At 58.5% G+C, this 26,654-nt stretch carries 19 protein-coding genes; all 19 read right to left on the bottom strand.

Annotation, left to right across the window (positions count from 1 at the left end; genetic code table 11):
* Positions 1–2: 2 nt before the first annotated feature.
* The 19 genes from NB231_RS07960 to prsK all read right to left on the bottom strand — a co-directional run bounded on the left by NB231_RS07960 (position 3) and on the right by prsK (position 26,355).
* On the bottom strand, positions 3–875 hold the full coding sequence (locus NB231_RS07960) for a sulfotransferase family protein (RefSeq protein WP_005001451.1): 873 nt from the start codon (positions 873–875) through the stop codon (positions 3–5).
* Between the two features lie 42 nt (positions 876–917).
* Entirely contained in the window at positions 918–1,877 is a 960-nt protein-coding gene (locus tag NB231_RS07965; RefSeq protein WP_005001452.1) for a polysaccharide deacetylase family protein, read from the bottom strand.
* A gap of 7 nt (positions 1,878–1,884) precedes the next feature.
* Positions 1,885–3,270, bottom strand: coding sequence for a phenylacetate--CoA ligase family protein (locus tag NB231_RS07970; RefSeq protein ID WP_005001453.1), 1,386 nt, complete (start codon positions 3,268–3,270; stop codon positions 1,885–1,887).
* Entirely contained in the window at positions 3,267–4,436 is a 1,170-nt protein-coding gene (locus tag NB231_RS07975) for a glycosyltransferase family 4 protein (protein ID WP_005001455.1), read from the bottom strand. The genes NB231_RS07970 and NB231_RS07975 overlap by 4 nt, the downstream gene beginning before the upstream one ends.
* A complete protein-coding gene (locus tag NB231_RS07980; RefSeq protein ID WP_040663547.1) occupies positions 4,429–5,661 on the bottom strand; it encodes a TIGR04063 family PEP-CTERM/XrtA system glycosyltransferase in 1,233 nt (410 codons plus the stop codon). The genes NB231_RS07975 and NB231_RS07980 overlap by 8 nt, the downstream gene beginning before the upstream one ends.
* 2 nt (positions 5,662–5,663) lie before the next feature.
* Complete coding sequence (locus NB231_RS07985; RefSeq protein WP_005001457.1) at positions 5,664–7,604, bottom strand: XrtA/PEP-CTERM system amidotransferase; 1,941 nt, start codon at positions 7,602–7,604, stop codon at positions 5,664–5,666.
* 44 nt (positions 7,605–7,648) lie between these two features.
* Positions 7,649–8,821 carry a TIGR03088 family PEP-CTERM/XrtA system glycosyltransferase gene (locus NB231_RS07990; protein WP_050756157.1) on the bottom strand — a complete coding sequence of 391 codons (1,173 nt, stop codon included), beginning with the start codon at positions 8,819–8,821 and terminating at the stop codon, positions 7,649–7,651.
* A 43-nt stretch (positions 8,822–8,864) separates the two neighbouring features.
* Positions 8,865–10,487 (bottom strand): exosortase A, encoded by a 1,623-nt coding sequence (xrtA, locus tag NB231_RS07995; RefSeq protein WP_005001459.1) that lies wholly within the window; start codon positions 10,485–10,487, stop codon positions 8,865–8,867.
* Positions 10,484–11,818 carry a TIGR03087 family PEP-CTERM/XrtA system glycosyltransferase gene (locus NB231_RS08000; protein ID WP_005001460.1) on the bottom strand — a complete coding sequence of 445 codons (1,335 nt, stop codon included), beginning with the start codon at positions 11,816–11,818 and terminating at the stop codon, positions 10,484–10,486. The genes xrtA and NB231_RS08000 overlap by 4 nt, the downstream gene beginning before the upstream one ends.
* Before the next feature lie 4 nt (positions 11,819–11,822).
* Positions 11,823–12,884, bottom strand: coding sequence for a FemAB family XrtA/PEP-CTERM system-associated protein (locus tag NB231_RS08005; protein ID WP_005001461.1), 1,062 nt, complete (start codon positions 12,882–12,884; stop codon positions 11,823–11,825).
* Between the two features lie 2 nt (positions 12,885–12,886).
* Entirely contained in the window at positions 12,887–13,705 is an 819-nt protein-coding gene (locus NB231_RS08010) for an XrtA system polysaccharide deacetylase (protein ID WP_408634402.1), read from the bottom strand.
* Positions 13,706–13,778: 73 nt separating this feature from the next.
* The gene (wecB, locus tag NB231_RS08015; protein ID WP_005001463.1) at positions 13,779–14,951 is read right to left on the bottom strand and encodes a non-hydrolyzing UDP-N-acetylglucosamine 2-epimerase; all 1,173 of its coding nucleotides are present in this window, start codon (positions 14,949–14,951) and stop codon (positions 13,779–13,781) included.
* Between the two features lie 10 nt (positions 14,952–14,961).
* On the bottom strand, positions 14,962–16,620 hold the full coding sequence (locus NB231_RS08020) for a TIGR03016 family PEP-CTERM system-associated outer membrane protein (RefSeq protein ID WP_084766274.1): 1,659 nt from the start codon (positions 16,618–16,620) through the stop codon (positions 14,962–14,964).
* Positions 16,551–17,450, bottom strand: coding sequence for an XrtA-associated tyrosine autokinase (locus tag NB231_RS08025; RefSeq protein WP_005001466.1), 900 nt, complete (start codon positions 17,448–17,450; stop codon positions 16,551–16,553). Before NB231_RS08025 ends, NB231_RS08020 begins: the two co-directional genes overlap by 70 nt.
* A gap of 21 nt (positions 17,451–17,471) precedes the next feature.
* Positions 17,472–19,028, bottom strand: a complete 1,557-nt coding sequence (locus NB231_RS08030; protein ID WP_005001467.1) for an XrtA system polysaccharide chain length determinant — start codon at positions 19,026–19,028, stop codon at positions 17,472–17,474.
* Positions 19,029–19,100: 72 nt separating this feature from the next.
* A complete protein-coding gene (locus NB231_RS08035; RefSeq protein ID WP_005001469.1) occupies positions 19,101–19,700 on the bottom strand; it encodes an XrtA/PEP-CTERM system exopolysaccharide export protein in 600 nt (199 codons plus the stop codon).
* Positions 19,701–20,020: 320 nt separating this feature from the next.
* Complete coding sequence (gene prsT, locus NB231_RS08040) at positions 20,021–22,828, bottom strand: XrtA/PEP-CTERM system TPR-repeat protein PrsT (RefSeq protein ID WP_040662063.1); 2,808 nt, start codon at positions 22,826–22,828, stop codon at positions 20,021–20,023.
* Positions 22,829–22,886: 58 nt separating this feature from the next.
* Complete coding sequence (gene prsR / locus NB231_RS08045; RefSeq protein WP_005001471.1) at positions 22,887–24,254, bottom strand: PEP-CTERM-box response regulator transcription factor; 1,368 nt, start codon at positions 24,252–24,254, stop codon at positions 22,887–22,889.
* Complete coding sequence (gene prsK, locus NB231_RS08050) at positions 24,247–26,355, bottom strand: XrtA/PEP-CTERM system histidine kinase PrsK (protein ID WP_005001473.1); 2,109 nt, start codon at positions 26,353–26,355, stop codon at positions 24,247–24,249. Before prsK ends, prsR begins: the two co-directional genes overlap by 8 nt.
* Positions 26,356–26,654 lie beyond the last annotated feature (299 nt).

Genomic DNA, 26,654 nt, shown 5'->3' on the forward strand with positions numbered 1-26,654 from the left:
TGTCAGCTTTCCTTACTGCCGCATAGCCGGCGCCACTCGGGAAAGTCACGGCCTAGCATCTGCGAAAGCCGGGAAACCTCGCCAGCAAGGATTGGCCGGAGATAGGCTTCGACTTGTTCCACCGGCTGTACCGGTCGGTCTTCCCGCCTTAGGGCGAGCCGCGTTGCTGCCTGCCGAATCATCGGCGGTACGCTCGGTGCGACCTGCTCCCAAAGACGGGAGTAACGAAATCGATTGAGCAGGCCGCCACCTCTTGCCCTCTGGAGTTTCTGGGGGGTCACGTTCATTTGCACCGACAGATCCAGCGACTCCACCGCCGGGTCAACCCCGAGCCAAACGAGCAAATCCCGCATGGCGTCGCGCGGTTCTCGATGCAGCGCTTCGAGCGTCATAATGTAGATCCGCTCTCTGCCGAAACGGCTCAGATAGGGCTCGAGCTGTACCGCGTAGCGGCTAAAATCCACGTAGTTCGGATTCTCTCGCACGGCCGTCATCATGTCGCGGCGCTCGCCATAACCGGTGACGGCATACCAGTAGTGGCTGACAATACGGTCGATCGGATCCCGGAGCAAATAGACGATCCGCGCCTCGGGCGCGAACCGTTCGAGCTTCTCCACCACCCCAGTATACTTCGGCTGCATCGTGTACGTCGTGCTGGATTCGCCGACGAACCGCTCCGAATCCGCCCCCGCGAAGAGACCCAGGTACCAATCCTCTCCCTTGGACCAACGGAGCTCTTCATTGAAGTAGCAGGGCTCCTTATAAGCGGACATGAATATCTGCGGGTGCTCAGCTAGGTAGGCGTGCAATGACGTGGTACCCGCCTTCATTGCACCGATGACGAATAGGTTCGGCCGCCGCCGGTTCAGTGCCATAGCTACAGTGTCCAGCAAGAGTCTGCGGAAGCGTAATTCTCACTAAGCATGTTCGTTGCGGTCGGTCGTATCGAAGGCCGCTCGCAACGTCGATATTGGTGGGGGACGCAGCCGCATCAACGATAACCGTACCAGATACCGCGGCAGTGACCGGTCCCAGGGTGTGAACCGTGGCAGCTGATACCGATCGCTCGCAATACTGGCGCTGCCCCATTTCGTACTCACCGCGGCGTCGAAACCAAGCTCCCGCACTATCGCCACGTGATCTTCGACATAATCGAGCCCTGGCTTGCCGTTGGGATAGGCAAATAGGCGCACTCCGCGCCCTGTTATCGACTCCAGCGTTTTCCGGCTTTCCACGATCTCGCTTCTTGCCTCGGCCACAGACAACTGACTAAGAATGGGATGGTTGACGGTATGGGCGCCAAGGCCCATCCCCGCCTGCGTGAGTGCCCGGACATCGGCCTCGCGCATCATAAGACCGGTCGCCCTGCTCGCCGCCTGCCCTTCGATAAGCGACACGCCGGCCTCGCGCTGCGCGAAGGGCAGATATTTTATCGCGCGCAGTATGGCCTGCAGGACCGAACTTCGGGCGTGAAGCTCAGCAGGGAGCTCGAACCGCTTGCCGGTAAATTCCCTCAGATCGAGGCCAACACCGTTCAGCCTCCGGACGGCCTCAATGACGCGGTCGTTCCACATGCAGGTGCCGTTGAGAAATCCTGTGGCGATAAAGAAAGTGGCATGAACGCCGAGTCTACGGAGAATCGGCAGCGCGATATCGACGTTGTCGCGATAGCCATCATCAAAGCTGACAGAAACTGCACGGCGCGGCAAAGTGCCGTCGCGCAGCCTATTTACCGCCTCGAGGAGCGGCAGCACGCGAAAAAACCGGGAGACTCCCCACATCTGCCGTTCGAAGATAACGCGGTCCACGATACCGGGCTGCAGTGGGTCGGGGGCCTCGAGCACACGATGGTAAATCAGGATCGATAGCTTCTGCATTCCTTGCCTACCCGACCACGCTCGTAGCGATACGACTCACCACATAGCGGAATTTACCGGATCGCTCCGGCGGAATCGACTCAACCGGCTCCACTCTGACATCCACCTGCGATCCAAGCCGAGCCCGGAAACCGGCACGAATTTTTTCCGCGATACCCTGGGTCAAATCACCGCTCGGAATTACCAACACCCGCACCAGATCCCGGCTCTCCTGCACGATCTTGAACGTGCGAATTCCCGGCAAGGCACGGACGGTATAAATAAGTGCGAGCCCGTGCATGAGCGTCCCGTCGGCGGCAACCACAAAGTCCGTCGTCCGTCCGTGGATTTCGCGCAGCACGGGGAGACTCCGGCCACAAGGGCAATCGGCCGCGCCGAGAAGCCCAACATCGCCGGTTCGATAACGGATGAACGGAAACTCGCCGGTGGCCATGTGCGTGACCACGATCTCCCCAGGATGGCCGGCCGCCACCGGATCACCCCGAGCATCTATGGTTTCCACCACGATATCCTCAGCGCTCAGGTGCATACTGCCCCCTGGACACTCGTGAGCGATGAATCCCGCATCCCTCCCTCCGTAGCCGTTGGCAACACGGCAGCCGAAAACACCGGCAATGCACTCTTTTTGCTCAGGATAAAGCCGTTCACCGGTTACAAAAGCAACTCGAATACCAAGATCGTCCATGCTCATATCCCGGCGTTCGGCGCTGCTGGCCAGCAGCGCCAACGCGGAAGGATAGCCAAATAGCATGCGTGGTCGAATGCGGCGGATATCTTGGAGAAACCGGGTCATATTAGTATCGGACATGGCAAACGCCGGCAGAAGTCTAGTGCGTAGCAGCCGATCACGAATTGCCTTGAGGCCATCCTGGGCACCCAACTCGATCGGCGAGCCCCAGAGCACGACCTCCGGATCACCGATATCCACCCCCCACCAGCGTGTCGCACGCCACTTGGCCGCGACATCGTGAGAGACGCGCTCGCGCGATAAAAAAAAGGTCAGCGGCTCACCGGACGAGCCACCGGTATTGAACGCGGCCAGCCCCTTGGCCCCTTCGGCCTTCAATGCATCCAAATTCGCCCTTATCGTCGGCTTGTCGAGCAGCGGCACTTTGCACAGATCGCCAACGTCGCAAAGTTCCTCCGCTTGGAACCCGATTTCCCTAAAAAGCGCTCGATAATACGGCACGGTACGCTGCGCATGTGCCAGAAACTCTCTGAGCCGACCCAGCCTATGCGCTTCCAGCGTCTCCGGTGACCACCATTGGCTGCGTTCCAAATCGTGTCGCCATGCCACAGAGCGGTGGCCCTTCAAGCGCTCGTGCAGCGGGAATATTGCGCGCGAAACCGTCGCGCGCCAAAAATCCCGCAGCCCTTCCCGCGCAGCTGTCATACCTCCCACCCCAAAACTCGTCGGTACAAAGACAACCACTGCTGACGCACGGCCTGCCAGGTATACTGGGCAACAGCCTGCCGCCCTCTCTGGGCCAACCCGGCGGCAAGAGCGCGATCGTTCAATATCCGAAGTACGGCGGCGGCCGCCGCTTCGGTATCACCGGGCTCGATAAGCAGAGCCGTCTCTTTATCGCGGACCATATGGGGAATTCCGCCGACCTTGGTACTGACGACCGGCACGCCGCTGGCAAGCGCTTCGAGTATGGAGTTCGGCATATTGTCTACACGACTGGTGTTCAGCATGATATCCGCGCTGTGGTATAGCTCCGCCATCCCCTTCACACTTAGGGAACCCGGAAAGGTAACCGCATCGCCGAGCCCCGATTCGGCGACCATCTGCTCCAGTGCCGAAAGCTCGGGACCGGCCCCAGCAATGGTGAGTGTGGCACCGGGCACCTGCCGGTGCACGAGCTGAAACGCGCGCACTGCGGTCGCCACATCGTAGATGAGTTCCAGATGACGAGTAACTACGATGCGGGGATTCAAAGGCCGAATAGTGGGCGGCTCCCGCCAGTGAAAGCGCTCCGTATCGATAATGTTGGGAACGATCCGCACCGGTATGCCATGCGGGGAAAAAATCTCCCGGAGAAAAGTCGAAGGCACGACGATCGCATCAGCGCATCTCATGAAAGGCTTCACCGCCCAGCCGAAACGATCCAAAAACTCCCCCGCACAACCACCCCGATAGTTAACGACACAAGCCACCCTTCTCAGACGACCCAAGACGAGCGGCGGAACGACGAACAAAAACCATGACCAGCCCGAGTTGGCCATTATGTGGACCACGTCCACTCGATCGAGAGCTCGCCAAACCATCGGGATATAGAACAGCAGCCGAAACACCGCCCGAACACCACGCACTCGGCCGATCCAAGCGGCCCGGTACGGAGGATTGACCGGAACCAAATCGACACCTAGACCCTCCGCGCGCCACAATTCGACGAGCTGCCGAGTCTGGTTCGCCATGCCACCGGCGGGCGGGGCGATCGGCCCGATTACGACAAGCCTCGGCGCCCGCAGGTCTCCCGAAACCTTCTTACCGCTATCAGCTATAGCCCCCGCTTCCCCTTGCCGCTCATAGACCGCCTTGCCGGCACTAGGCATGATCCATCAGCCCCGCCGGTCTCTGCAGCAACGGCCGATACACGCCAGCGTAACGCCCGACGCTGACTGTCCAGTTTCGTTCCGTCTCGACAAAATGCCGGGCGGCCGCACGGATTTCGGGCCAACGCTCGACCGCAGAGAGACAATGGGCCAGGCCCTCGACTACGCCATCGACCGAGCCCGCCGGGAAAAGAAATCCATTCTCACCGTCCCGAATGAGCTCACGATGCCCACCGACATCCGAGGCTACAACCAATCGCCCCTGTGCCATCGCCTCCAACGGCTTCAGCGGCGTAACCAGTTCGGTGAGGCGCATCGGCAACCGGGGATAGAGAAACACATCCACCAGACTGTAGTAACGGGCCACCCGATCATGGGCAATGCGGCCGGCAAACAGGACCGCGTCTGCAAGACCCAACTCGTGCACCAGTCTGCGTAGAGATTCCTCCTGAGGACCGCCGCCGACCAATAGCAAACGCACCCGCGGATACCGTCGACGAATGGCACCAAGCGCGCGTACCGCAAGCTCCAAGCCCTCGTAGCCGTAGTACGAGCCGATGAACCCCAGCACTGTGGCGTCGCCGCCTAGTCCAAGTTGAGTGGCCAGCGCCCCATCGCGCGGTAGATCGAAGCGGAAACGAGCCGGATCCACCGCATTGGGGATAACCGTAATGCGCTTAGCAGGAATACCCCGGGCGACGATATTCCCGCGTAATCCCTCGCAAATACAGGTAACTGCATCGACGCGCCGTAAGACATATGTCTCCAGAGCGCTGGTAAGCCGGTAGCGCACGCTGCCCGGCCGGGTCGTACCATGATCGACAGCGGCATCCTCCCAAAGCGCGCGCACTTCGTAGACCACAGGCAGCCGCCAGCGGCGTGCAGCGCGCAAGGCGGCCAAGCCGTTGAGGGCCGGAGAGTGCGCATGGATGAGATCCGGCTGTACCTTGGCGATCACCTGCTTCAACCGTCGTTCCAGACAATGCACCACCGCCAGCTGATTGAGCACCGGCGCCCTTGCTTGCCAACCCGGCAACGGCATGCAGCGGTAGAAATGCAGGCCGTCGACCTCCTCCTCACTGGCCTTGGTGCCATAATGTTTAGGACCGGTGATATGCCACGTGAGCCAACCCAGAGCCCGTTGCTGCTCGAGAATGGCGCGAGTACGAAAGCTATAGCCGCTGTGCAACGGTATGGAATGATCCAAAACATGCAGCACGCTCAATGTCATCCATCCCCTCCGACGGCCACCCGAGCATTGTCCACCGCAGAGTTCGTGGGTTGCTCGACGTTGCGGTAGGTTTGTTCGAGCATTAACAGTGTCCACATGAGCGCGCTGTGGTCCCGCCGCCCAGCCGTATGCTCGGCGACGATGCGCTCCAGGTAACGACGGTTGAACCAGCCCGTATCCGCGAGTCGCTCGCCGAGTAACGCCTCACGCGCCCGCTCACGCAAAGGTCCACGGAACCAGGCGGCCAAGGGCACCGCAAAACCCATCTTGCGACGGTAGAGAATGTCGTTCGAGAGCAGCGGTTGAAGGGCTTGCTTGAACAGATACTTACCCTCGCCATTCTGGAGCTTGAGCGACGGAGGCAATCCAGCCGCCCACTCCACGAATTCGTGGTCGAGGATCGGCACACGCACCTCCAGCGCGTGTGCCATGCTGGCACGGTCCACTTTGGTCAAAATATCGCCGGGCAAATAAGTCTTGAAATCGAGGTATTGAACTCGGGATAAAGGGTGAGCCGGCGCCTGCCGAGCATGCCGGCGCAAAACCTCGATGGCCCGATAACCGCCCAAGGCCCGGCGAAATTCATGGCTGAAAAGCGCGTATGACTGAGCCGCATTGACTATAGAAACGCTATGAAAGTACCCCTCTACCGGATCCTGCGCCAGAGCCTGTAAAGTAGCCTTGGCGCGCAGTACGCGCGGGGCCCAATCGAGTTTGGGATACAGGCGACTCAATACCCCGAACAAGGACCGGCGTAGACTCAAAGGCAGTAACCCGCGTACCCGTTCCTCCCGCAGATACCAGAGATAGCGCCGGTAACCGGCAAAGGTCTCATCACCACCGTCCCCGGAGAGGACGACCTTAACCCCCTGGCGAGCGAGCTGACAGACCCGGTAAGTAGGCATAGCGGAACTGTCCGCAAAGGGCTCGTCATAAAGCCCGGCCAAGCATTCGACCAAGCTGAAATCATCCGGATCCACCTGCCGGACCCGGTGATCGGTGCCGTAGCGCCGGGCGACCTCGGCGGCATAGCGAGACTCGTCGAACTCCGCCTCGCCGAACGAGATCGATGCGGTGTGTATCGGGCGCCGACTCTCTCCCGCCATCATTGCCACAACCGCGCTGGAATCGACCCCGCCGGAGAGGAAGGCACCGACCGGAACATCGGACACCAGGTGGCTGCCAACCGCCTCTCGCAGGCGCTCGCGCAGCTCGCCATCGGCCACGCTCTGCCCAGCGCTGCGGCGCTCGCTAAAATCGAGGTCCCAATACCGGCGCGGCTCGCCTACCGGGCAATCGGCCTTGATCGCAAGGGTATGGCCTGGGGGAAGCTTGAATGCGTGGCGATAGAGGGTTCGCGGCTCCGGTATATAGCCGTAGGCAAAATATTCCTCCACGGCCTCAGGGATGATCGTTCGCGGTAAATCCGGGTGGACGAGCAGCGCCTTGAGCTCAGAACCGAATAGTAGACGCCCTTCCGGCAATATGGCGTAATAGAGCGGTTTGATACCGATGCGATCGCGAGCAAGAAAAAGCGTGCGGCGGTTGCTATCCCAGACCGCGAAACCGAACATGCCGCGAAAACGTTCTACGCAGGCTTCACCCCACTCCTCCCAGCCATGTACGATCACCTCGGTATCGGTGCGGGTGCGAAAACGATGGCCGCGCGCGGCCAGTTCGGGAGCCAGCTCCTGGTAGTTGTAAATCTCGCCGTTGAAAACCACAGCGACCGAACCGTCTTCGTTGAACAATGGCTGATGGCCACCAGAAAGGTCGATTATCGATAATCGCCGATGGCCGAGACCCACCCGCGGTTCGACGTAAAGCCCACCGTCGTCCGGGCCCCGATGGAAAAGAGACTCATTCATCCGATGCAGGAGATCCCGATCAACCGAGCCCGCGTTTGCATAATGGAAAATCCCGACGATGCCGCACACTACACTGCTCTCACTCTTTCGATGAACGTTGTCGGCTCAGAAAATCATCTCAACCTTGGTGGAATCGCTGCGGCCGGCCGGGTCTGCGTGCAATTAATTCCACGGCCCTCCAGAAGCGTTGCGTAAAGTTCCGCATAAGCGCCGACCATGGCATCAAGGCTGAAACGCTCTTCGGCACGGCGGCGTCCGGCCAGCCCGTGGGTTCTAGCCAAGCCTGGATTCTCGAGATAGCCACGCATCGCATCCGCCAAAGCAAGCGGGCTCGCAGGCGGCACCAGGCGGCCCGTCACTCCGCCTTCTACCAGCTCCGGATTGCCGCCGACGGCCGTCGCCACAACCGGCAGACCGGTTGCCATGGCTTCCAGAATGGTGTTGGAAATGCCCTCCGCTAACGACGGCAATACGAAGAGATCGAATCCGCGCAGCAACGCCGGTATATCAGCTCGGTTGCCGGCCAACCAGCACAGATGCCGAATACCGCCTGCTTGCAGGACGCTTTCCAGTGCCTCCTGTAACGGTCCGGCGCCGACCACGACCAGCCGGGCACGCTCGGCCAGCGAAGGCTGGCTGCGCAACAGCTGCAAAAACGCCCGCGCGAGGTTCAACGGATCCTTGACCGCCTGCAAGCGCTCAACGGTACCGATCACGAAGACGCCGGCGGAGCCGAAGCGCTCGCTTACCCAGGCTCGATCGATTTCGGGTCGGAAACGCTTGGTATCCACACCGTTATATATCTGGCTGATACGGGTCTTGGGGACGTTGATCCGCCGCTGCAGATACTCACTGATGTGCTGGGAAACGGCTACGTATCGATGTGTCAGCGGCCGCATTGCCCGGCGCAGCCGCTGGTTCTTGCGGCTGCGGGCAGCCACGTCGTCGGCCTCCCAACCGTGCTCGCCGTGTATCCTCACGGGTACCCCGGCAAGCAGCGCCGGTAATTGCGCCTCCAGCGTCGCCAGATTGCGGGTGTGCACAATGGCCGGCTGCAAAGTCCTGAAGGTGCGCCACAGCTTCAGATAGAGCGCCGGGTCTTTGCCCGGCTTTTTGTGCAACGCAATGCAATCGACATCCGGCCGTTCGATGCGCTGCCGGAATTCCGTAACATCGGTCAAAGATAGCACGCAGTGGTCAAAGGTTTCTGGTGGTAACCGATTGGTCAGATTAACGACACCGTTTTCCAAACCGCCGATGTCCAAGCGATACACGACATGCGCGATCAACGGGCGTCGACTCCGACTGCGCAGCGATGGCTCGTCCAACTCATCCCCCCACAGCCGCAGTCAGATTTTGTTCAATCGCTGGCAATGCCTCCTGAATGAAGGCAAGCACCTTTTGTTGGGGGTCAGGCTCGCTCTGGTCCACAGGGACATATACTGTGACCAACGCCGCCGCATCGAAACGGGCCATGAGACGAGCCCCGAGCGTCAATGCCTTGGCTACAAGCTTGCTCGCGGTAAACTGTCCAGCAACCCAATACCAATGCCACACATCCAGATAACGCTCGTCGTTAGTGATCCGGGTCACGGGCACGGTCAGTGCCTGGCCATTCGTTAGCCTAATTGAACGTTGCCACTCGGCAACCCTATACCACTTGCCACGTGAAGTGTGTTTATTGAAAACGATTTCGTTCTCCCAGGCGATGAGCTCCGCTCCTTCCTCCTGATCACGGTAAAGCCCTACATACAAGCCGATCGGGCCCGCCGAGCTCACATAGCTCTGAGCCCGCGCCTCGGTGAGGCCCGTGTAATGCGGAGCCCACTCGACGAAGGGCTTTGCTTGCGTCCGCCACCCCCGCAACTCTGCGGGAAGCGCCAACCCGGCACCTGTGGCCCTAGCCTGACTGGATTTCACATGAGTGACATAGAATGGCACGGCTGCCAGCAGGATGGCGACCAGTCCGATCAGCATCGCCATTCGGACCATAGCCGACCACTTCCCGCCGAGCGTGGCGGAATCCAACGGGTATTCGCGAAATCCACCGACTCGATCGGGATACTCTTTGGTATCCGCAGTATCCTCCCGCCAAAAACCACCGATCCAAAATAAAATCAGCATCACCATCCCGAAAAAAACCCAGCCATAAATAATATGATCGATGCCGGTGGCAAGCCGCATGCTGCTGAGATGCCCAATCATCACAATGAGATAGGCACGCAGCCCATTGGCAATAATCGGGACCACGATCGAGGCAAGAACAAAGAGCGCACGGCGCCCCCAACTACGATAGATTAAATAGGCGTAGAGGCAACCGAGCGTGAAAGAGGCGATCAGATAGCGCAGACCACTACACGCTTCGATGACCGACCAGGTCCCCGTCGGCAAGGTAAAGGTGAGCCCTTCGCGGTAAACGGGAACGCCGCTCAGTCGCACCAAAGTAATCGCCCAGTCAGCGGTGAACTGCATGAGCGATGGCACCAAGAAATAGCCGAACGGCACAGCGAGCAGCAGAAAGAACAGCGGGAAACCGCAGGCCCGCACCAACCGGGGTCCGGCAACCAACCAAACGCTCGTAATCAACATGGCCACGACCGCGTATTGCTGGACCAACTCCACGGTCGCGAGCTCACCCAGTATCCATACAAACCCTAGCGCAACCATGATAGGCACGGCCCATGCGTCCGGCCGAGGTACGATCTTGAGCAGCGCCTCGCGGCGGCGCCAGATCAGCCAGGCGCTAATGGGGACGATGAAAAAACCGTGAGCATAGGTCTCAGCGTTTGCCCATTTATCAACAATGGACCAGAGGGTCTGATGAAACAGCCCCAGGATGAACAGCACCAAGAGGGTAAGCCCCACTAAGTGGGGCAACCAGACATGGCGGACAGTAGCTAAAAGCAACTCATTGCGTCCGAGGCCAGGCGAGCGCTCCAGCTGAACGCTCATGAAATCAATCCTCCGCGAAGAGCAACCGGGCACGGCGTCCTTTCAGGACGATCATGGGCAACATTCGAGTGCCCGGGTGAACGCAACAACTCGAGCAGCCGCAACCCGGAAGACGCCCAGGTGTAATCCGTTTCGATCCGAGCCCGTCCCGCTTCGCCCATTTCTTTTGCGATCACCGGCGAGGTCATCAGATCGATCACCCAGTTGGCAAAATCCGCTTCCCCATCCGCCATGGCGATCTCACGGCCGACCACAGCATCGAGCCCCGCCAGTGCAGCACTGGTACAGACCACCGGACGTCGCATCGCCATGGCTTCCAAGACCTTGTTCTGTATGCCACGAGCCATTCGCAATGGCGCCACCGCAAGCGTTGCATGGGCGAGATAGGGTCGCACATCGGCCACTCGTCCGGTTACGGCGACTCCGGGAAGACGCGCAAGCGCCTGCACCTTAGGCGCTGGCCGCCCGCCGACGATACAAAAACGCGCTCCACTTACCACCGCTTGCACGCGCGGCAGAATCCCGCGGGCGAACCATACGACGGCTTCGACATTGGGGCGATAATCCATAACGCCGGTGAACACCATCACTGGGCCACCAGCGGAATAAGGGTCGGCATACTTCGCCTCGGGAGCAAAATAGTCGGTATCCACCCCATTACCCAGCCAGGCCGTCTTCTCCGCTTGCTCCGGCGCCATCCGCAGAAAGCACTCGGTCTCCGGTTTCGATACAAACAATACCGTGTCGAAATTCTCGGCCGCCGCACGTTCAAAGCGCGCCAGACGGCGCGCTTCCAAACGATAGAGCCAAGCCATGGGACCGCCCGCTTTGCCATATTGACGCCATTTCTCGGAATCCACATCGACATAGTCCGCCAGCGCAACCGAGGGGGGGCGGGGCGGATCGACCACCAGAGCCGAGCTAGACGGTTCCGGCCGCGCAGTTGCTCCCCCATGAGAAACGCGCGGGACGTATTGCGCCATCGCCGAGGAGTAGACGAGCATGTGCTGAATGCCGGAGGCGAGCTTGGCCTGCACCCAGCGCTGCAGCTCCGGACTGTAATAGTAGGCAAGGCTCAAGGAGTTTGAGCCCATCAGCGCCGCCAGCGCGCGTATTCTGGAGCGATTTGGGCGCAACTGCAGCAACTTGATCTCTGTGCATAAGTTCTCCAGAACCTGGAGACCATCGAAATCGGCCGGATCATCGACAAATGCACCCAAATGGATACGCCAATGCTGCGATAAAGTGCGCAACCAATGATACGCCCGGATTTTCTCCCCTTTGTTCGGGGGATATGGAATGCGGTGGCTGAGAAAAAGCAAATCCTCCATAAGCCTACCCCAGGTTACGGACAATGTACGGCCCCAGCGCATTCACGACGGGTAGAGGCAAGCGTCGCCAGAGCGCTATGAACAGCCGGTATTTCGGGTTCATCGGGCTATTGTCCGGTAAAGCCGTAGCGCGTATCAGCCGGCACTCGTAATGCAACGGCTGGGGCTCGAATCCCCAGTGCTTCTTGAAATGATAGGAGCCAGCACCGCGTTTACTGCGACCAAAATCAAAAAAACGGTAGCCGCGCTCCCGAGCGCTTTCCATCAGTTGCCAGTACATAAAATCGTTGCCCGCGAACTCCCGTGCTAGAGCGGTCCCTCCACCATAGAAAGGCAACACCTCATCACGAAAATAGAACGACAACACACTGGCCACCAGCCGCTCGCCGTGACTCACGGTCAGCACATCGCAGCTGCGCCCAAAGGTCTCGCGTAGCAAATCGAAATAGCGGCGGGCAAATACCGGCGTTCCCAACTGGTGCACACTGTAGGAATAGGCCTGGAAGAAACGTTCGTTGTCGTCGTCGAATCGGCTCTGTAGCCCCGCACGCATGCCCTTGCGAACCATCGCCCGTTGTTTGCGGGGGATGGCAGCCATATTTGCTTGCGAATCAGGTGCGATCCGACCGCGGAAAGTGACATAGAGATCCTTGGTGGGCCAATCCGGATGCATGGGTTTGCAATGCCGATATTCCAAATGCCCGACCCCGAGCCGTTCGGCCAGCACCTGCGCCGCCTTGTCCAAGGCATCAGCCGCCTGCTCGGTACTCGCGGCTATGCCCCCGTAAACCGCGAACGGCAACGAAATGAGCGCATCACCGAACAGACGACTGCGCAGCCGAGCCAGCGGCAGGACGCCCTCGATCGAATCACCGTTTTCGGCCATCAGAAAATAAGTTGAATGCCCAAAAGCCCGCTCGATGATCTCTTTCCAACCCGCCCGGTGAAAGAAGGTGGCGCCTGGACAGGCGTCGACGAAGGCGTCCCAACGCGTAATGTCCTGCGGGGTCAGTTCCATAATCCGCACGGTGGTCGACTCCGTACGCTCCACCGCTACAGCACGCATATTCAACCCCCTAGAAAGATCCGATCAATGCGATCCCAATGGAAGTCCCGCAGCAAACGCTGGAGACGGGATTGCATCCGGTGCAAGTTCACATAATGACGAAAGCGCGTCTTCAGGCTTATCTTTGATGGGCGCGGCTGCTGTGGGTCGATCTCCCAGGGATGCAGGTAAAAAATAAACGGCCGCCCGTCGCAACGATTGATCCGGCGCAGCGACCAATGACTGAGCGTATACGGCAACAGGCGAAAATAGCCACCACCGGCCGCCGGCCAATTCCGCCCCGCCAAGCGCAAAGTGGCCATCGGCAGCTCCAGAAACCCGCTGCCCGGGCGCGGCTTAAACGGCCAGCGCGGTGCCTGCGGCGAACCGTAGTGATCATGCGCGATCGGATAGAGGCTGGAGCTATACCGGTGGCCCGTTTCGAGCAGGCAATCCATAGCCCAAGGCGTGCGCTCGTCGATGGAAAAGCTGGGGGCACGGTAGCCGATGACGCGCACACCGGCGCAGTCCTCCAAAATACCTTTAGCGCGAGCAAGATCCTGACGAAAGGCTTCAGCATCGAACTCGCTCACCCGTTGGTGATCGTAGCCGTGGCTAGCCAACTCGTGCCCCCCTGCAACCATGCGCCGCACCAGTTGCGGGTAGCGCTCGGCAATCCAACCCAGCGTGAAAAAAGTGACCTGGACCCCATGCTCGGCAAAAAGCTCGAGCAGAATACTCATATTGCGTTCGATCCGCGCCGGCCAATCATCCCAGTTTGTTCGTGACACGGTACCGGCAAAGGCCGAGACCTGAAAATAATCCTCGACATCCACGCTCATGGCATTGCGCAGCCGAGAGCGAGCCGCTGACTCCCCTGCGCCGTACGCTTCGGAACGGACTAGGCTATCCATATCATGCGGTCCTTCGCTGTCGTTTTTTGAGCCAAAGTGCCACTTCTTTGGCAATACGTTCCGCGGCATGACCATCCCACCGCTCGGGAACCCGTCCCGACTTACCGCCGGAGGCCAGGATTTGCTCTACATTTGCCAAAATGCGTGCCGAATCCGTGCCGACCACGGTATTCGTACCCTGCTCTACGGTGATCGGACGCTCGGTATTCTCGCGCAACGTCAGGCAGGGGATACCCAGGGCGGTGGTTTCCTCCTGGAGGCCGCCGGAATCGGTTAACACGCACCTTGCCTCGCGCAACAGCCCCAGCATGGCCAGATAATCAAGCGGTGGCAGGGCGTGCACCCCCGGCTGGGCAAACCAGCCCTGCTGACCGATGGCCTCGACCCGTGCTCGCGTGCGCGGGTGGACGGGGAACACCACGGGTAGCCGCTCCGCGAGCTCGGCAAGGGTTTGCAGCAACCGGCAAAGGATTTCGGGGTCGTCCACATTGGACGGGCGATGCAGCGTCACGAGCGCATAACCCGACAGACACTGGCCACTCAAGGTCTGATCCGCCGGGATTGCTCGCGGGATGTGGCGCAACACCGAATCGATCATAACGTTGCCGGCGAAATGCACACGCTCCATGGAAATACCCTCGCGCGCAAGGTTCTCGGCGGCGGCCGCCTCCGTTGTGAATAGCAACTCGGCGAGTTGATCGGTCAGGACCCGGTTGATCTCCTCGGGCATCGTTCGATCGAAGCTACGCAAACCGGCCTCCACGTGAAACACCGGCACTCCTTTTTTGGCCGCCACCAGAGCGCATGCCACAGTGGAGTTGACATCCCCGACGACTAATACGGCACCCGGGGCAAACTCATCCACTACCGGTTCGAACCGGCGCATAATTTCAGCCGTCTGCACGGCGTGCGAGCCCGAACCGACACCTAATGCGATTTCCGGCATCGGCAAGTCCAGGGCCTGGAAATGCTGATCGTTCATGGCCATATCGTAATGCTGGCCGGTGTGCACTAACCGGGTCGGTACACGAGGCTGCGCTCGTGCGAAAGCCTCCAGCAAAGGCGCCATCTTCATATAGTTGGGTCGGGCGCCGATAACACAGAGCACCTCCGGTAAGCTAGCACTGCCGACGGTCCACTGCTTAATACTCTGTGATTTATCGATGCCCTTCATTTTAGCTCGTTCAATAAGGCCCCATTCCAATTCCAGTTGAAGGTCCAACTCCGGTTGAGGACCCATTTTCCCTCGAAAAACGTATTGTGATAGCCGCTATGAGGGCATTCTCATTGTATTCAATGAGCCCCGCCGTACCGTTCCGACTCTGGTGACGGTAACTAAGGCTAGCACTGGTGAGCTGGCCAAGGTCGCGAGTTAAGCCCAGTTGCATATACCAGAGATTGCCCTCCCCGTCTTGACGTAACGGCTGCATTTGCATCCAGCCTCCTGACGTTATGAATTGAGCATTTTCCCTAAGTCGCCAGGTCCAGCGCAAATTCACGCCTTGTTGGCGGGACTCCGCACCATCGCGCTCAACCGTTCGCCGTATAAAAGAATAAGCGAGGGTGGCCGAATGCTTCACTCCGGATAGCGTCACGGACGCGCGAGCGCGTGCCAACACAAAAATATCCTGAACGGCTTCCGGCCTCAATACCGCGATCTCGTCAATCGGTAGGCAGCTTGGATCCGACGGTGGACAATTCAATGAGAATATGGGCACCGTGCCAGCATCTGTTAAAATAACGTCTCGCAGAGTGGAAATGCTCTGATTGAAGCTTGCTTGCCATAATGTGGCTCGCCTTCGATAGCGCAAATTCAAACTACCCGTCTTACCGAAAAAACGTTCACCATAGCGGGCTGAAAGGCTAGCGCGTCGGTTCGGGACCCAGTCGAAACCGACATCCCAAAAAGGGCCATCAATCGTATTGCGGGTCGACTGGAAATCATTGTCTTGATAGCCGCCGGTTGCGGATACAGAAAAGTGTCGATTGAGCCGATAGCCAATACTAGCGGAAGCCTCAGCGAAAGTGCCGGACTGAAACTGGCCGGTACCGCTACCAGTACCAGAGCCAGAACCAGAACGCTGTGTTTGGGTACGATTGGCATTTAAAGACCAGAAAACCGGACCGAAGGCATCACCGCTTTGTAGAATTCCGCTGAACTGGTTAATTTGGGTATTGGCTATGCTGCTATTATCGATGAAGATACGATCATAACTGTAACGTAAAGTAGCATCGGCATACGATCCGAAATGATTAGTAAAATAAGGACTGACCGAGAGGCCGGTAACTGCGCTGAGATTATTAAAACCCGCCGTATTGTCGATGCCAATCGGTCCCGCCAGATTGGTTGCGAATTGCCGCCTGCGCGCTCGAGCATCGACGAATAAATGCTGCTTTAAAAGCTCTGCTCTGCCATCTGCAATAAGCAGATGAAAAAGCCGATCTTGGTAGCGCCCCGAACCGCCCGTGCTCGAATTGCTCGAGCCGCGCAAAGCAATTATCCCATCCAAAGTATAAGAGAGATTCCCTTGAACGCGCGGCCCTTGACCGACGATATTCACCCCAGGACGGAACCGGGTTACCAAGGCTCCCACTTCGTCATCCCGGGTTAGGTTTACATTATCGGTAAGGATTTCACTAAGCGCGAAGCGGGGTGTTATCTCCCAATTCATCGCCGCACACACTGACCACGGCCCGCTGATTACGGCTGCAAGCAGACCCAGCGCGGAAACCGCAAGGTGCCTCGAATCCCTTCCTGGCATAACGACGATTCTCAGCTCTTGTGGTAGTGACCATAGCCGTAGCCGTAGCCGTACCCGTAATCGATCCCCGGTACACGGCATGCCTTGTTTAGGAGGGTCATGACAACATCACAACGCTTGAGTTGCTCGAGCGCACCGCGTACCGCCTCCTCGGGGACACGCTCCGCTTCGACCACCAGCACGACCTGCCCCATATGCGCGGCGAGCACGCTCGCCTCAGAGGTCGCCAGCAACGGCGGCGAGTCGAATAGCACGATTCGATCCGGATAACGCTCCGCCATCTCCGCAGTGAGCTGGGTCATTGCCTCGCTTGCGAGAAGCTCGGTGGAGCGCTTGTGATTGGCACCGGCCATCACGATGCTTAGATTCGGGATGCTGGTTCTGACAATGGCGTCAGCGAGATCGATATCCTCACCACCCAGAACATCGAGCAAACCGACTTCTGCACGAATGCCGAGATACCTGGGGATCGCGGGACGCGCGACGTCAGCATCGACCAGCAAAACGGTGCGGTCTACCTCTTGGGCGATGCTAAGTGCTAAGTTAATGGTACAAAAACTCTTTCCTTCCCGAGGCAAGGCGCTGGTGATCATCACGAGGTTGCCCGAACGAACACAATCCGCTCGGGTACCGAAGGCATTATTGATGATCGGGCGCTTTACCATCCGGAACTCCTCGGCCAAGGGGCTGCGGCTGTCCTCGGGAGTAAGCAAACCCTGACTCTTCATATGCCCGACATCCAGCACATGGAAAGCAGATCCTTCGGGCAACTCCGGCAGCGTAAGCGGCGCTATCGACTGCGCCGATTCAGCGCGTTGCTCATCTTCTGCATTACCGCGGTCAGGGAGCTGTGCTCGCGCGCTTTGCCGAGAGCGCCCGGATTTCTTCAATGCCTTCTCAATGGTATTCATGTCGCCCTCTCGAGGAATCCCTTACCCGATCAGATAAAACGTAGTCAACGAACCGAATGCAACCAGCAGCGTTCCTGAAGCCAGGGCATAGGCGGTAAGACCTACTCGGCGCGCACGCAGCATCTGCGGCGTTTCGCTAAGTGAGATTGCACCGAGAAATGGCCGATCGCTTACGCGCTCCAGCGTTTGCCGCGACATGATCATCGGGCGCAATTGTCCGAATAGGAAAGCAGCTCCCACGCCGACGCCAAGCGCCGCTAGGAACACGCCGGAGGACAACAACGCCCTATTGGGACCGGCGGGAGTCGATGGAACATGCGGTGGATCCACCACACGAAAATCGACCGTTTTAGTGTTGCTTTCGATGTCGCCGGACAGCGTCGCTTTTTGACGGCTCTCAAGGAGTTTTTGATAATTCCCCTGTACCACGTTGTAGTCACGTGTCAAAGCCTTGTATTGAACCTGCACCGCCGGGATCGTGTCGACAGCAGCCTTAAGCTTTTCATAACGCTGCTGATATTCATTTACCCGAGCTTGGAGCGAAGCGACTTCGCTCTCGGCTTCAGCCAACGCGAATTGCAGTTGCTGGAGATAACTGTCCTCATTGCCTACACTGCCACCATTCACACTGCCGCTCGGTGCATTCCGTCTTCTTGGTTCGCGCCGGCGTTGCGCTTTCAGCTCGGCCAACACTCGCTCGGTTGCAACAACATCGGGATGCTGCGCGGTGTAGCGCAGCCGTAGCTGATCCAGGTTTTGCACCAGTGTTGCAATGCGCGAGTCCAGCTCGGTCGGCGAGGAGCCACCCATGCCCGTATCGGGAATGGGGGTACCCAGCAGCACAGGCTCCGTTCCTTGTAGTCGGCCTTCGTAGCTATCGCGGCGACGCACGGCCTCCTCGAGCTCGAGTTTGGCTTGCTGGAGTTGCTCATGAGCCTGTTGGAGCTGCCCATAATAATCGCTCTCATTCTGGCCGGGGATCATCCCAGAGTGCTCGCGCTTGAACTTTGCGATTCGATCTTCCATCTCATGGAGTTTCTGTCGATAGACGCTGACCTGCTGATCGATGAACTGACGCGAGGTGCTGAGATCTTTGCGCGTCGACCCCAGACTGCTCTCCACGAACATATTCAGCGCGGCTTGGACGACCTTTTGGGCAAGCTGCGGTTTTGGACTTTGATAAGACAACGAATAAAGATTGGAACGCCCTGCGCTGGTTAATTTGATATCGGCAGATAGGCCATTGATTACTTTTTCTAAGGCCGCCGGTGTCTTTGCCGAAAGGTCGAGATCGGCGCGTCGCGCCACCTCTTCCAGATTCGGCCGGCTGAATAGCGTACGGGTCATCATGTCCAGCTGCTGAGCAACTTGCGGACGGACGGCAAGGTCTTTGAGCAGCGGAGCGAGCAATGACTGGGTATCGACATAAACGCGCGCCGAGGCCTCAAATTGATCGGGCAGCTCATAGACCCAGGCCCAACCAAGCACGGCAACAATCCACGCAGCCGCCAGGCTGTACCAGCGATAGCGCCAAGTCGCCCGTATGTATTCCATTATCTGGGCAAAGATCTGATCCATAACCTCTTACGCTTTAAGATGCACGCTGTGGATACAATGTGGATTGCTTAGAGCTTGCTATATAACACGTCACTATAGAAGCGATTCCGGTATGATGAGCACATCACCGGGCAGCACCTCGACATTGGCTGAAATATCCCCCCCCCTAAGCAGGTCGTTCAGACGAACCGCGTATTGTTTGCGCTGGCCATTAACAGAACGAATGATGCTCGCATCATTGCCGTTGGCGAATTCGGTCAGACCGCCAACGGCAATCATGACGTCCATGACCGTCATACCTTTACTAAACTGCAAAGCTTGCGGCTCGGCCGCCTCACCCACCACCCGGATTTGACGACTGTAGGGGCCGACGAACCCTGACAAGATCACGGTAACCACCGGCTGTTTGATATAGCGAGAGAGCGCCTTCTCAAGATCACGGGCGAGTTCGACCGAGGTCTTACCGGTGGCAGGCACGTCTTCCACAAGCGGTGTATTGATGCGCCCATCTGGTGGAACCACGATCGAGGCGGACACCTCGGGGTTACCCCAGACGACGATCTCCATCGAGTCACCTGGACCGATGATGTAGTGATCCGGCGCTCTCTCGGTGAGGGTCGTCGGCGCCGGCGGATAGCTCAAACCGCAGCCCGACGAGATCATCACCGTTAGAACAACTGCCAGGCAAGCCATGGCAGCCCAACTTATCCTTAGCATGGCGAATCCCCCGTTCCATTTTCGCCCGGCTGATAACACCCGGTTACCTGTCATGCCTGAAAGTACGAATCACCGCTCTTTTATGATAGAGAGACGGGCCAATACGCCCGATTGCGTCGAACTGAGCGCTCCAGGGTAAAAAAACGACTGTCGCGATTACTATATTATCGAATACTACAGTACAAGCTTGAGCGCAGCCCCATATACAAACCCGCCACGCATGCGCCGCCGCATCCTATGCGGTGGCAGATCCGCAACGCAGTATGTAAGTAAGTAATAGCTTTGACATCATTGGCTTACAACTTTTCCAGCAGAGCTTGGGCCGCATTTTTCTCCGGAAAACTCTTGTCCTTAGCCAACAAATCCTTTAACTCCTCTCGAGCCGCCGATTGCCGGCCGGCGCGCGCCAGTGCGGCAGCATAATGGTACTGGACCGTAAGCGAATCCCCTAGCCGCTCTTTCGCTGACTCCAATAACGGCAAGCCTTGCTCGACCTGCCCGTCCTCGACCAACATCCAGCCCAAGGTATCTTGTAGAGCGGGGTTCTTCGGTTGCAGACGATTCGCCTCCCGGGCGAGCTTCATCGCCTGCTCGGGATCGTCCAGCCAGCGTGCCAAGGCGAGGTTATTCAGAACTAGAGCATCACGCGGATGATCCTGAATGACTTTCTCGTATATTTCGCCCGCTGCCTTATTACGGCCCATCGCCAGGTAGCGATCACCGAGCGCGCGCGCCATCTGCAGATCGCCGGGGTGCGTTTTCAGCCACGCGGCAAGTATCGTCACGCTCGCCTCCCGCTTACCTGTCGCCCACTGCAGGCTTGCCAACATGCGCATCACTGCCCGAGATTCGGGATGCGCCTTTGCGGCTGAGAGCAGAGTGTCGATAGCCTGAGGAAGCTTGTCCTGCAGTACACGAACCTGCGCCTCCAACAACTGACCCACCGGACTCTTCGGGTGTTGTTGCTCGATCTCGTGTACAAGTTTCAGTGCGCGGCTAAAGTTTTTTGCCTGAGCCTCCAGCAGCAGCAAGGTGACTTTTGCACCCACATGATGTGGGCTGAGCTCGAGCGCCTCGGTTAATGCCTCGCGCGCCCCATCTATATCGTTTAACTGCCTTCGTGCGCGCGCAAGCTGAAGACGGGCTAGCATAAACTTAGGGTGGGCGGCAATCAGTTCCTGATACGTATCAGCCGCCGCCCGATGCTCTCCTTCGGCCAGCAGCGACGCGCCACGCATATAGAGCAGTCCTACATGCTCCGGATTGGTCTCCAGCGCTTTTTGGATAGCTTGCAGCGCTTTTCGCGTTTTTCCTTGAGCAAGCAGTTCCCTAGCGTACAGCCCTGCCGCGATCGCGGACTCAGGGTTGTCCTCCGCGGCTCTCTCGAGCCAGCTCAAAGCGCCAGCACGGTCGTCGGATCGCCTCGCCAAGCCGGAAAGCGCCAGTTCGGTTCGCAGATTACCGGGGTGGGCATCCAAAATGGCCTGGTAATGTTTTTTAGCGGCAGCGAAATCCCGCTTCTGAATAGCCAGCACGGCCAACCCGTGATGTCCGCCGATACTGTCGGGATCCTTCTTGACCGCAGCGGTGAAAGCCTGGAGGGCTGTGTCACTCTTCTTTTGCAGTAGAAACACCAAGCCGCGCAGCACTTCGGGGATGGCGCTCTCCGGAAGTTTCTCCTGTAGACGATCGATCGCCGGCAGCGCCTGGTCCAATTGACGCTTGGCAATGAGTGTGCGGATGAGCGCGACGTCGGCGCGACTGTCTTTTTTGTCGAGCTGCGAGGCCACATCCAGCTCTTCGATCGCTTGCCGCGCATCCCCACTCTCCAGCAGCACACTGGCCAGCGCCATGCGAAACGCCGCTTTGTCAGGTGCCCGCGCCACCGCTTGCTCGAAATAATGCCGACCGGTGGCGCTGTCGCCTGCCGACAGGGCAGCCTGCCCGATAGCCGCCAGCACTTTCGGATCTTCAATGTCCACGCCCTGCAGCTCTCGCAGGGTCTGGACGGCCGCGTCATCACCACCCGCCTGGGCCTGGCTAAGCGCTAATAACACCTTTACACGGACAGAGTCGGGATACTTCTGCAGAAACCGGGAAAAGCGTTGAATCGCCTGCTCATAGTTGTGCTGCGCATAGTTGGTCAAGCCAAGCCACAGAATGGCTGGATCGAAGTCGGGGTTCGCCCTCAGCGCATCTTGATAGGCGAGGGCCGCGTCGTTGAAACGCCCCTGGCGGAATCGCAAGAAGCCAAGTAGATGATTCGCCTGTACAGAAGTAGGTGCCAGCTTGCGCAACGCCTCGATATCCGCCTCGGCGGCATCGAGCTGATTCTCGATCAACTCGATTTGGGCTCGCCCCAACAAAGCGCCCGGTTGGTTGGGCGAGAGCTCCAAAGCTTTATCGAAGGCATCGAGCGCGGCCTTATTCTGCTGCGCAGCCGCTTCGATCCGACCGAGCATGATCCAGCTCTGGGCATGCTTCGGGTGTTGCTGCAAGAGGCGTTTGACGCGCGCCCTCGCCTGGTCGATCCGGTCTTGCAACACATCGCAGCGGACCAGCCCCAGGTCGGCCGATAAATTATCCGCATCCAACTTGGATGCCTGCTGGTAGTCGGCGCACGCAAGCTCAATTTTACCTAGCGCCTGCCCGGCATCCCCTTTGACAATCAAAGCCTCAGCGTGGCGGGCGGGATCCGATTGCCGAGACGGTTGGAGCGCATCGAGCACATCCTGGTAACGCCCTTGTATGAGCATTGCTTTAGCAAGTTCCAGAGCGATCTCCCCCTCGTCCACACCGAGTGAAATCGCCCGGCGCAGCTCTTTTTCCGCCGCCCGTCCCTGCCCGCTCTCCACATAGACTTTGCCCAGTAAGAGCCTTGCCTTGGCATTATCAGGGCTTTGTTGAAGCGCATTCTTCAGCTCGATGACGGCCGCATTGAGCTTGTCCTGATCACGGTACTCAATCGCGTTCTGAATGTGCTCTTCGGGCGACTGTGAGCCAAGCTGGTCACAAGCCGTCAGCGGCAGAATCAACCCTAGAACCAAGATCACGGCAACCCCGATAGATGGGTGAGTGCCTTTCGCCTTCCGGATTCGAAGCATTCCATTCTCCCCCGCCCGGTGTGACCCGGCTTTGGTGCCCTATCCCTTGCATTCCTCTTTAATCCACCGCCACGGTGCCTTTAAGGCCGTATTTGCTGAGCAATGAGTACAGCGTGGGTCGGCTGATACCAAGCAATTCGGCGGCTCGCGCGAGGTTGCCGTTGGCTTGACCGAGCGCTCGTGACACCGTACGCTGTTCGACTTGTTCCCGCGCTTCGCGCAGCCTCAACGAAGAGATTTCAGTTTCGCTGCAAGGCAAAGCCAGGTCGGCGGCCATTATACTGTTATACTCGGCCATGATAACGGCGCGGCGCAAAATATTCTCAAGCTCACGTACGTTTCCGGGCCATTCGTACGCCTCAATCGCCGCCAGTGCATCGGGTGAGAAGCCTCTAAGACTCCGCCGATCCCGCTCGGCATACTTACGCAAAAAAGCATGCGCCAGCAGCGTCGCATCCCCATCGCGCTCCCGTAAAGGCGGAATGGCGACAGTGATCTCGCTGAGTCGATAATAGAGATCCTCGCGAAACTCACCTTCCTCCAACATGGTCTTGAGATCACGGTTGGTGGCGCACACGACGCGGACATCAACCGGTATCTCACCTCGCCCTCCCAGCCGTTCGATCACCCGTTCCTGCAGAAAGCGCAACAACTTGGCCTGTAGCGCGAGGGGCAAATCACCGATTTCATCCAGGAATAGAGTGCCGCGATTGGCGTATTCGATCTTACCTTCGGTTTGGCGATTGGCCCCGGTAAATGCACCGCGCTCGTAGCCGAACAGCTCACTTTCCAGCAGCGTATCGGGAATGGAGGCGCAGTTGATGGCAACGAAGCGCTCGGCCTGCCGAGGGCTGAGCCGATGTAGAGCGCGAGCCAGAACCTCCTTACCGGTCCCGCTCTCTCCCATGAGCAGCACCGTGGCATTGACCGGTGCAACTCGCTCGATCATACGACAGACCTGCAGCATCTGTGGCGAAGTAGCCACGATGCCCTCGAGCGGGCTCCGCGGTGCCTCAATCAGACGACGGTGTTCCTGCTGCAGCTCATAGAGGTTCTTGGCCCGATCGACGATTAGACGCAGCACATCCGCATCCACCGGTTTTTGATAGAAATCGTAGGCCCCTGCCGCCACCGCCCGCAGCGCCGTCTCGCGTTCGTCGTGACCAGTGACGACGATAACCTTCGTATGCCGCGAGCGAACCAGGATTTCCTCCAATGCCCGCAAGCCTTCCGAGGCATTCGCGGCATCCGGCGGCAAACCGAGATCGAGCAACACGACCGGGGGCTCGTGGAGGTCAACGATTCGCAGGGCTTCCTGTCGAGTCGAGGCCATCAATACATGATACTCACGAAAGCACCATTTGAGCTGGCGTTGCAGACCGGGGTCATCCTCGACGATCAATAGCTTCGGATGCGACTTAGCCACGCAAGACCTCCCGATTTCCGCCCCCCCCCGACGTGGTGGGATCCGACTCGTGCACCGGCAACCGTAACACAAAGCAACTGCCTTCGTTGGGTGCACTCGTCACATCCATCAATCCCCCAAGCGCCTCGACGAAATGGAGGGCTTCGTAGACCCCTATCCCCATTCCGGCATTACCCTTGGTGGTTTCGAAAGGACGGAACAAGCGCTCGCGGATGAACTCTTCGGCCATTCCCGCCCCACTGTCCCGCACCTCCAAACGACACCACGAGTCTTCACGTGCAACACACAATTCAATCTCCCCTTCGGGCGGAGTCGCTTGCTGCGCATTGCACACCAAATGCTCCAAAATAATTGCCAGGCGCCCACGCGGACAATCCACGATTAACCCTGGCGTGTCGATCCGCACCCGGGGAACGGGTCGGTTGTTCGTCAAACCGCTGGCGACCTCTTCCAACAACTCGCCAATATCCACCGGCTCTGTAATTGCCAGCGGTGCATCCAGCTTGCGTAGATTCACCAAGACACGGTTCATCCGCTGCGTGGCGCTCTCGATCGTCCGAAAAGCATCCTCGACGAACTCCGGGTCGTCGCGGTATTGCACGGCATTAGCGGTTATCAATGACAGCTGGCCCGAGACATTCTTCAGATCATGCACGACGAACGCCGACAATCGATTGAATGCATCGAATTGCCTCGCATCGATAAGGGCATCGGTCGCGTCCAGATGCGCCACATAACTTGCGATCTGGCGGCCGGCCGTCTTGAGCAAATCGCGATCCTCCCAATTAATCTCCCGCCGCACCTTAGGGCGGCTGAGCACGATAAAGCCCTGAAGCCGATCCTGCAGCAGCAGAGGCAAAATCAACCATGGCTGGCGGAGTCTATCGAACCAATCCGGTAACGAGAGTTCGCCGTAGCGCTCGGGGTGCTCGCGGTATTCATCCAAATCAATGATCCACTCGCGTGATCGGAGGGTACGCACCAGCGAAGTATCGGCCGGCACCGTCACCATACCCGGAAACGAAATGTTCCAAGTAGCCGCCAAGATAAGGTTGCCGTGCTCGTTGGTGCTCCATAGCGCGCCGCTGGAGCTGTCCACGAGCTGTGCGATGGCACGCACGGCCCGTATCCGCAACGCCTCTCCATGAATGGTTGCGGAGAGCGTACCGATAAAACGTAGCCACTCCTCGCGGTAGTCGTATTTATAAGAAAAAAAGTGCTTGGAGACGAACACGCGTATCCAGGCGCGCAGGCTACCGGAGAAAAGCGCGACCAAAAACACGATCAACGCGCCAACCAGAAACATGATTTGCAGGGCACCACCCCAACTACCACCGATATAGCGGATGGAATAGCCGGCAATGGCCATGATCAAAAGGTAGATACCCGCCCCGGTTATGACGACCGAGTCCACGACAATGCGTCGGGAAACCCCGATAGCCAACGACCATTTCGGGTTGCGGGCGGCAGAGACGGCAATGAGCGGCACGGCTACGGCATTGACGAGCCCTCGCGCCGCAAGCACCTGATCGTTCAGCTCACCAAACAGCAATCCATCAGCATAGAGATAGAAGTCGAAGGTAAATACGACTCCAAGACCAAAGCATAAGTGCTTGATTCCCCAACGGTAATCTGGTTCGACTCGGCGGTAGAGTTGTTCGGTCAGCACCATTCCGAGCAGGTTTGCCAGCAACAGCCCGGCAAACCCAAGCATTGGCGGCAAGTGCAACAACCCAGCGGTGATGACCCCTAGCGAGCCGCCGGTAAGCAATATAGCGAGCCCGGCCAGCAGCAGCCAGGGATCCGAGCTCAGTGGCCGCCGGATCGATTGAGGCCACGACAACCGCAGCAGCACCGCCAGAAAACACAGCCAACCGGCGCACCTCAGAAACTCGAGCAACGGGACAAGCCAACGGAAAGCAGCGAATGACCACAAACTGCTTAAGCTGTAAACTGCCCCCCAGCAAGCGCACAACAATACGGCCAGCAGCAGGATGACGCCCCGGGAAAGCCCGCGAAAGCCTGCAAGAAGTAACCCGAACAATAGCGTATAGGCAACTGCCGCAACTCCATAACTAACGGCAGCAACCGATATCGCCACGCCTACTGTTACCCCGCCAAGACCACTTAATAGAATGTTTAACTAAACAACAAGCCGCTTCCCAAGCAAAGGCTCATACACAGCAGATATTAACGTGCGACTTAGCGGCTACCATGCCTCTAAATCACCTTAGGAAATCTTATTCGTCAGCCCGAGGCAGCCCATCCGGGAGCCGCTGTAGCACAAAAGTCATTAATTTTACTAGAGGTACGCACACGCCCATTGGCATACGCTCTTGTTAGCCAGTTAAAGCTGCTCACAAGACAAGGGGGAGGGACACGTCGACCCTACTCACACGC

The organism is Nitrococcus mobilis Nb-231 (genome assembly GCF_000153205.1).
Taxonomy (GTDB): Bacteria; Pseudomonadota; Gammaproteobacteria; order Nitrococcales; family Nitrococcaceae; genus Nitrococcus; species Nitrococcus mobilis.

Bases quoted from the DNA above. Each gene is read 5' to 3' on its own strand.
- NB231_RS08030 (WP_005001467.1), bottom strand. From the start codon at position 19,028: ATGGATCAGATCTTTGCCCAGATAATGGAATACATACGGGCGACTTGG.
- NB231_RS07975 (WP_005001455.1), bottom strand. From the start codon at position 4,436: ATGCCTAGTGCCGGCAAGGCGGTCTATGAGCGGCAAGGGGAAGCGGGG.
- prsT (WP_040662063.1), bottom strand. From the start codon at position 22,828: ATGCTTCGAATCCGGAAGGCGAAAGGCACTCACCCATCTATCGGGGTT.
- NB231_RS07965 (WP_005001452.1), bottom strand. From the start codon at position 1,877: ATGCAGAAGCTATCGATCCTGATTTACCATCGTGTGCTCGAGGCCCCC.
- NB231_RS08035 (WP_005001469.1), bottom strand. From the start codon at position 19,700: ATGGCTTGCCTGGCAGTTGTTCTAACGGTGATGATCTCGTCGGGCTGC.
- NB231_RS07960 (WP_005001451.1), bottom strand. From the start codon at position 875: ATGGCACTGAACCGGCGGCGGCCGAACCTATTCGTCATCGGTGCAATG.
- NB231_RS08020 (WP_084766274.1), bottom strand. From the start codon at position 16,620: ATGCCGTGTACCGGGGATCGATTACGGGTACGGCTACGGCTACGGCTA.
- xrtA (WP_005001459.1), bottom strand. From the start codon at position 10,487: ATGAGCGTTCAGCTGGAGCGCTCGCCTGGCCTCGGACGCAATGAGTTG.
- NB231_RS08025 (WP_005001466.1), bottom strand. From the start codon at position 17,450: ATGAATACCATTGAGAAGGCATTGAAGAAATCCGGGCGCTCTCGGCAA.
- NB231_RS08010 (WP_408634402.1), bottom strand. From the start codon at position 13,705: ATGAGCGTGGATGTCGAGGATTATTTTCAGGTCTCGGCCTTTGCCGGT.
- NB231_RS08000 (WP_005001460.1), bottom strand. From the start codon at position 11,818: ATGGAGGATTTGCTTTTTCTCAGCCACCGCATTCCATATCCCCCGAAC.
- NB231_RS07970 (WP_005001453.1), bottom strand. From the start codon at position 3,270: ATGACAGCTGCGCGGGAAGGGCTGCGGGATTTTTGGCGCGCGACGGTT.
- NB231_RS08005 (WP_005001461.1), bottom strand. From the start codon at position 12,884: ATGCGTGCTGTAGCGGTGGAGCGTACGGAGTCGACCACCGTGCGGATT.
- wecB (WP_005001463.1), bottom strand. From the start codon at position 14,951: ATGAAGGGCATCGATAAATCACAGAGTATTAAGCAGTGGACCGTCGGC.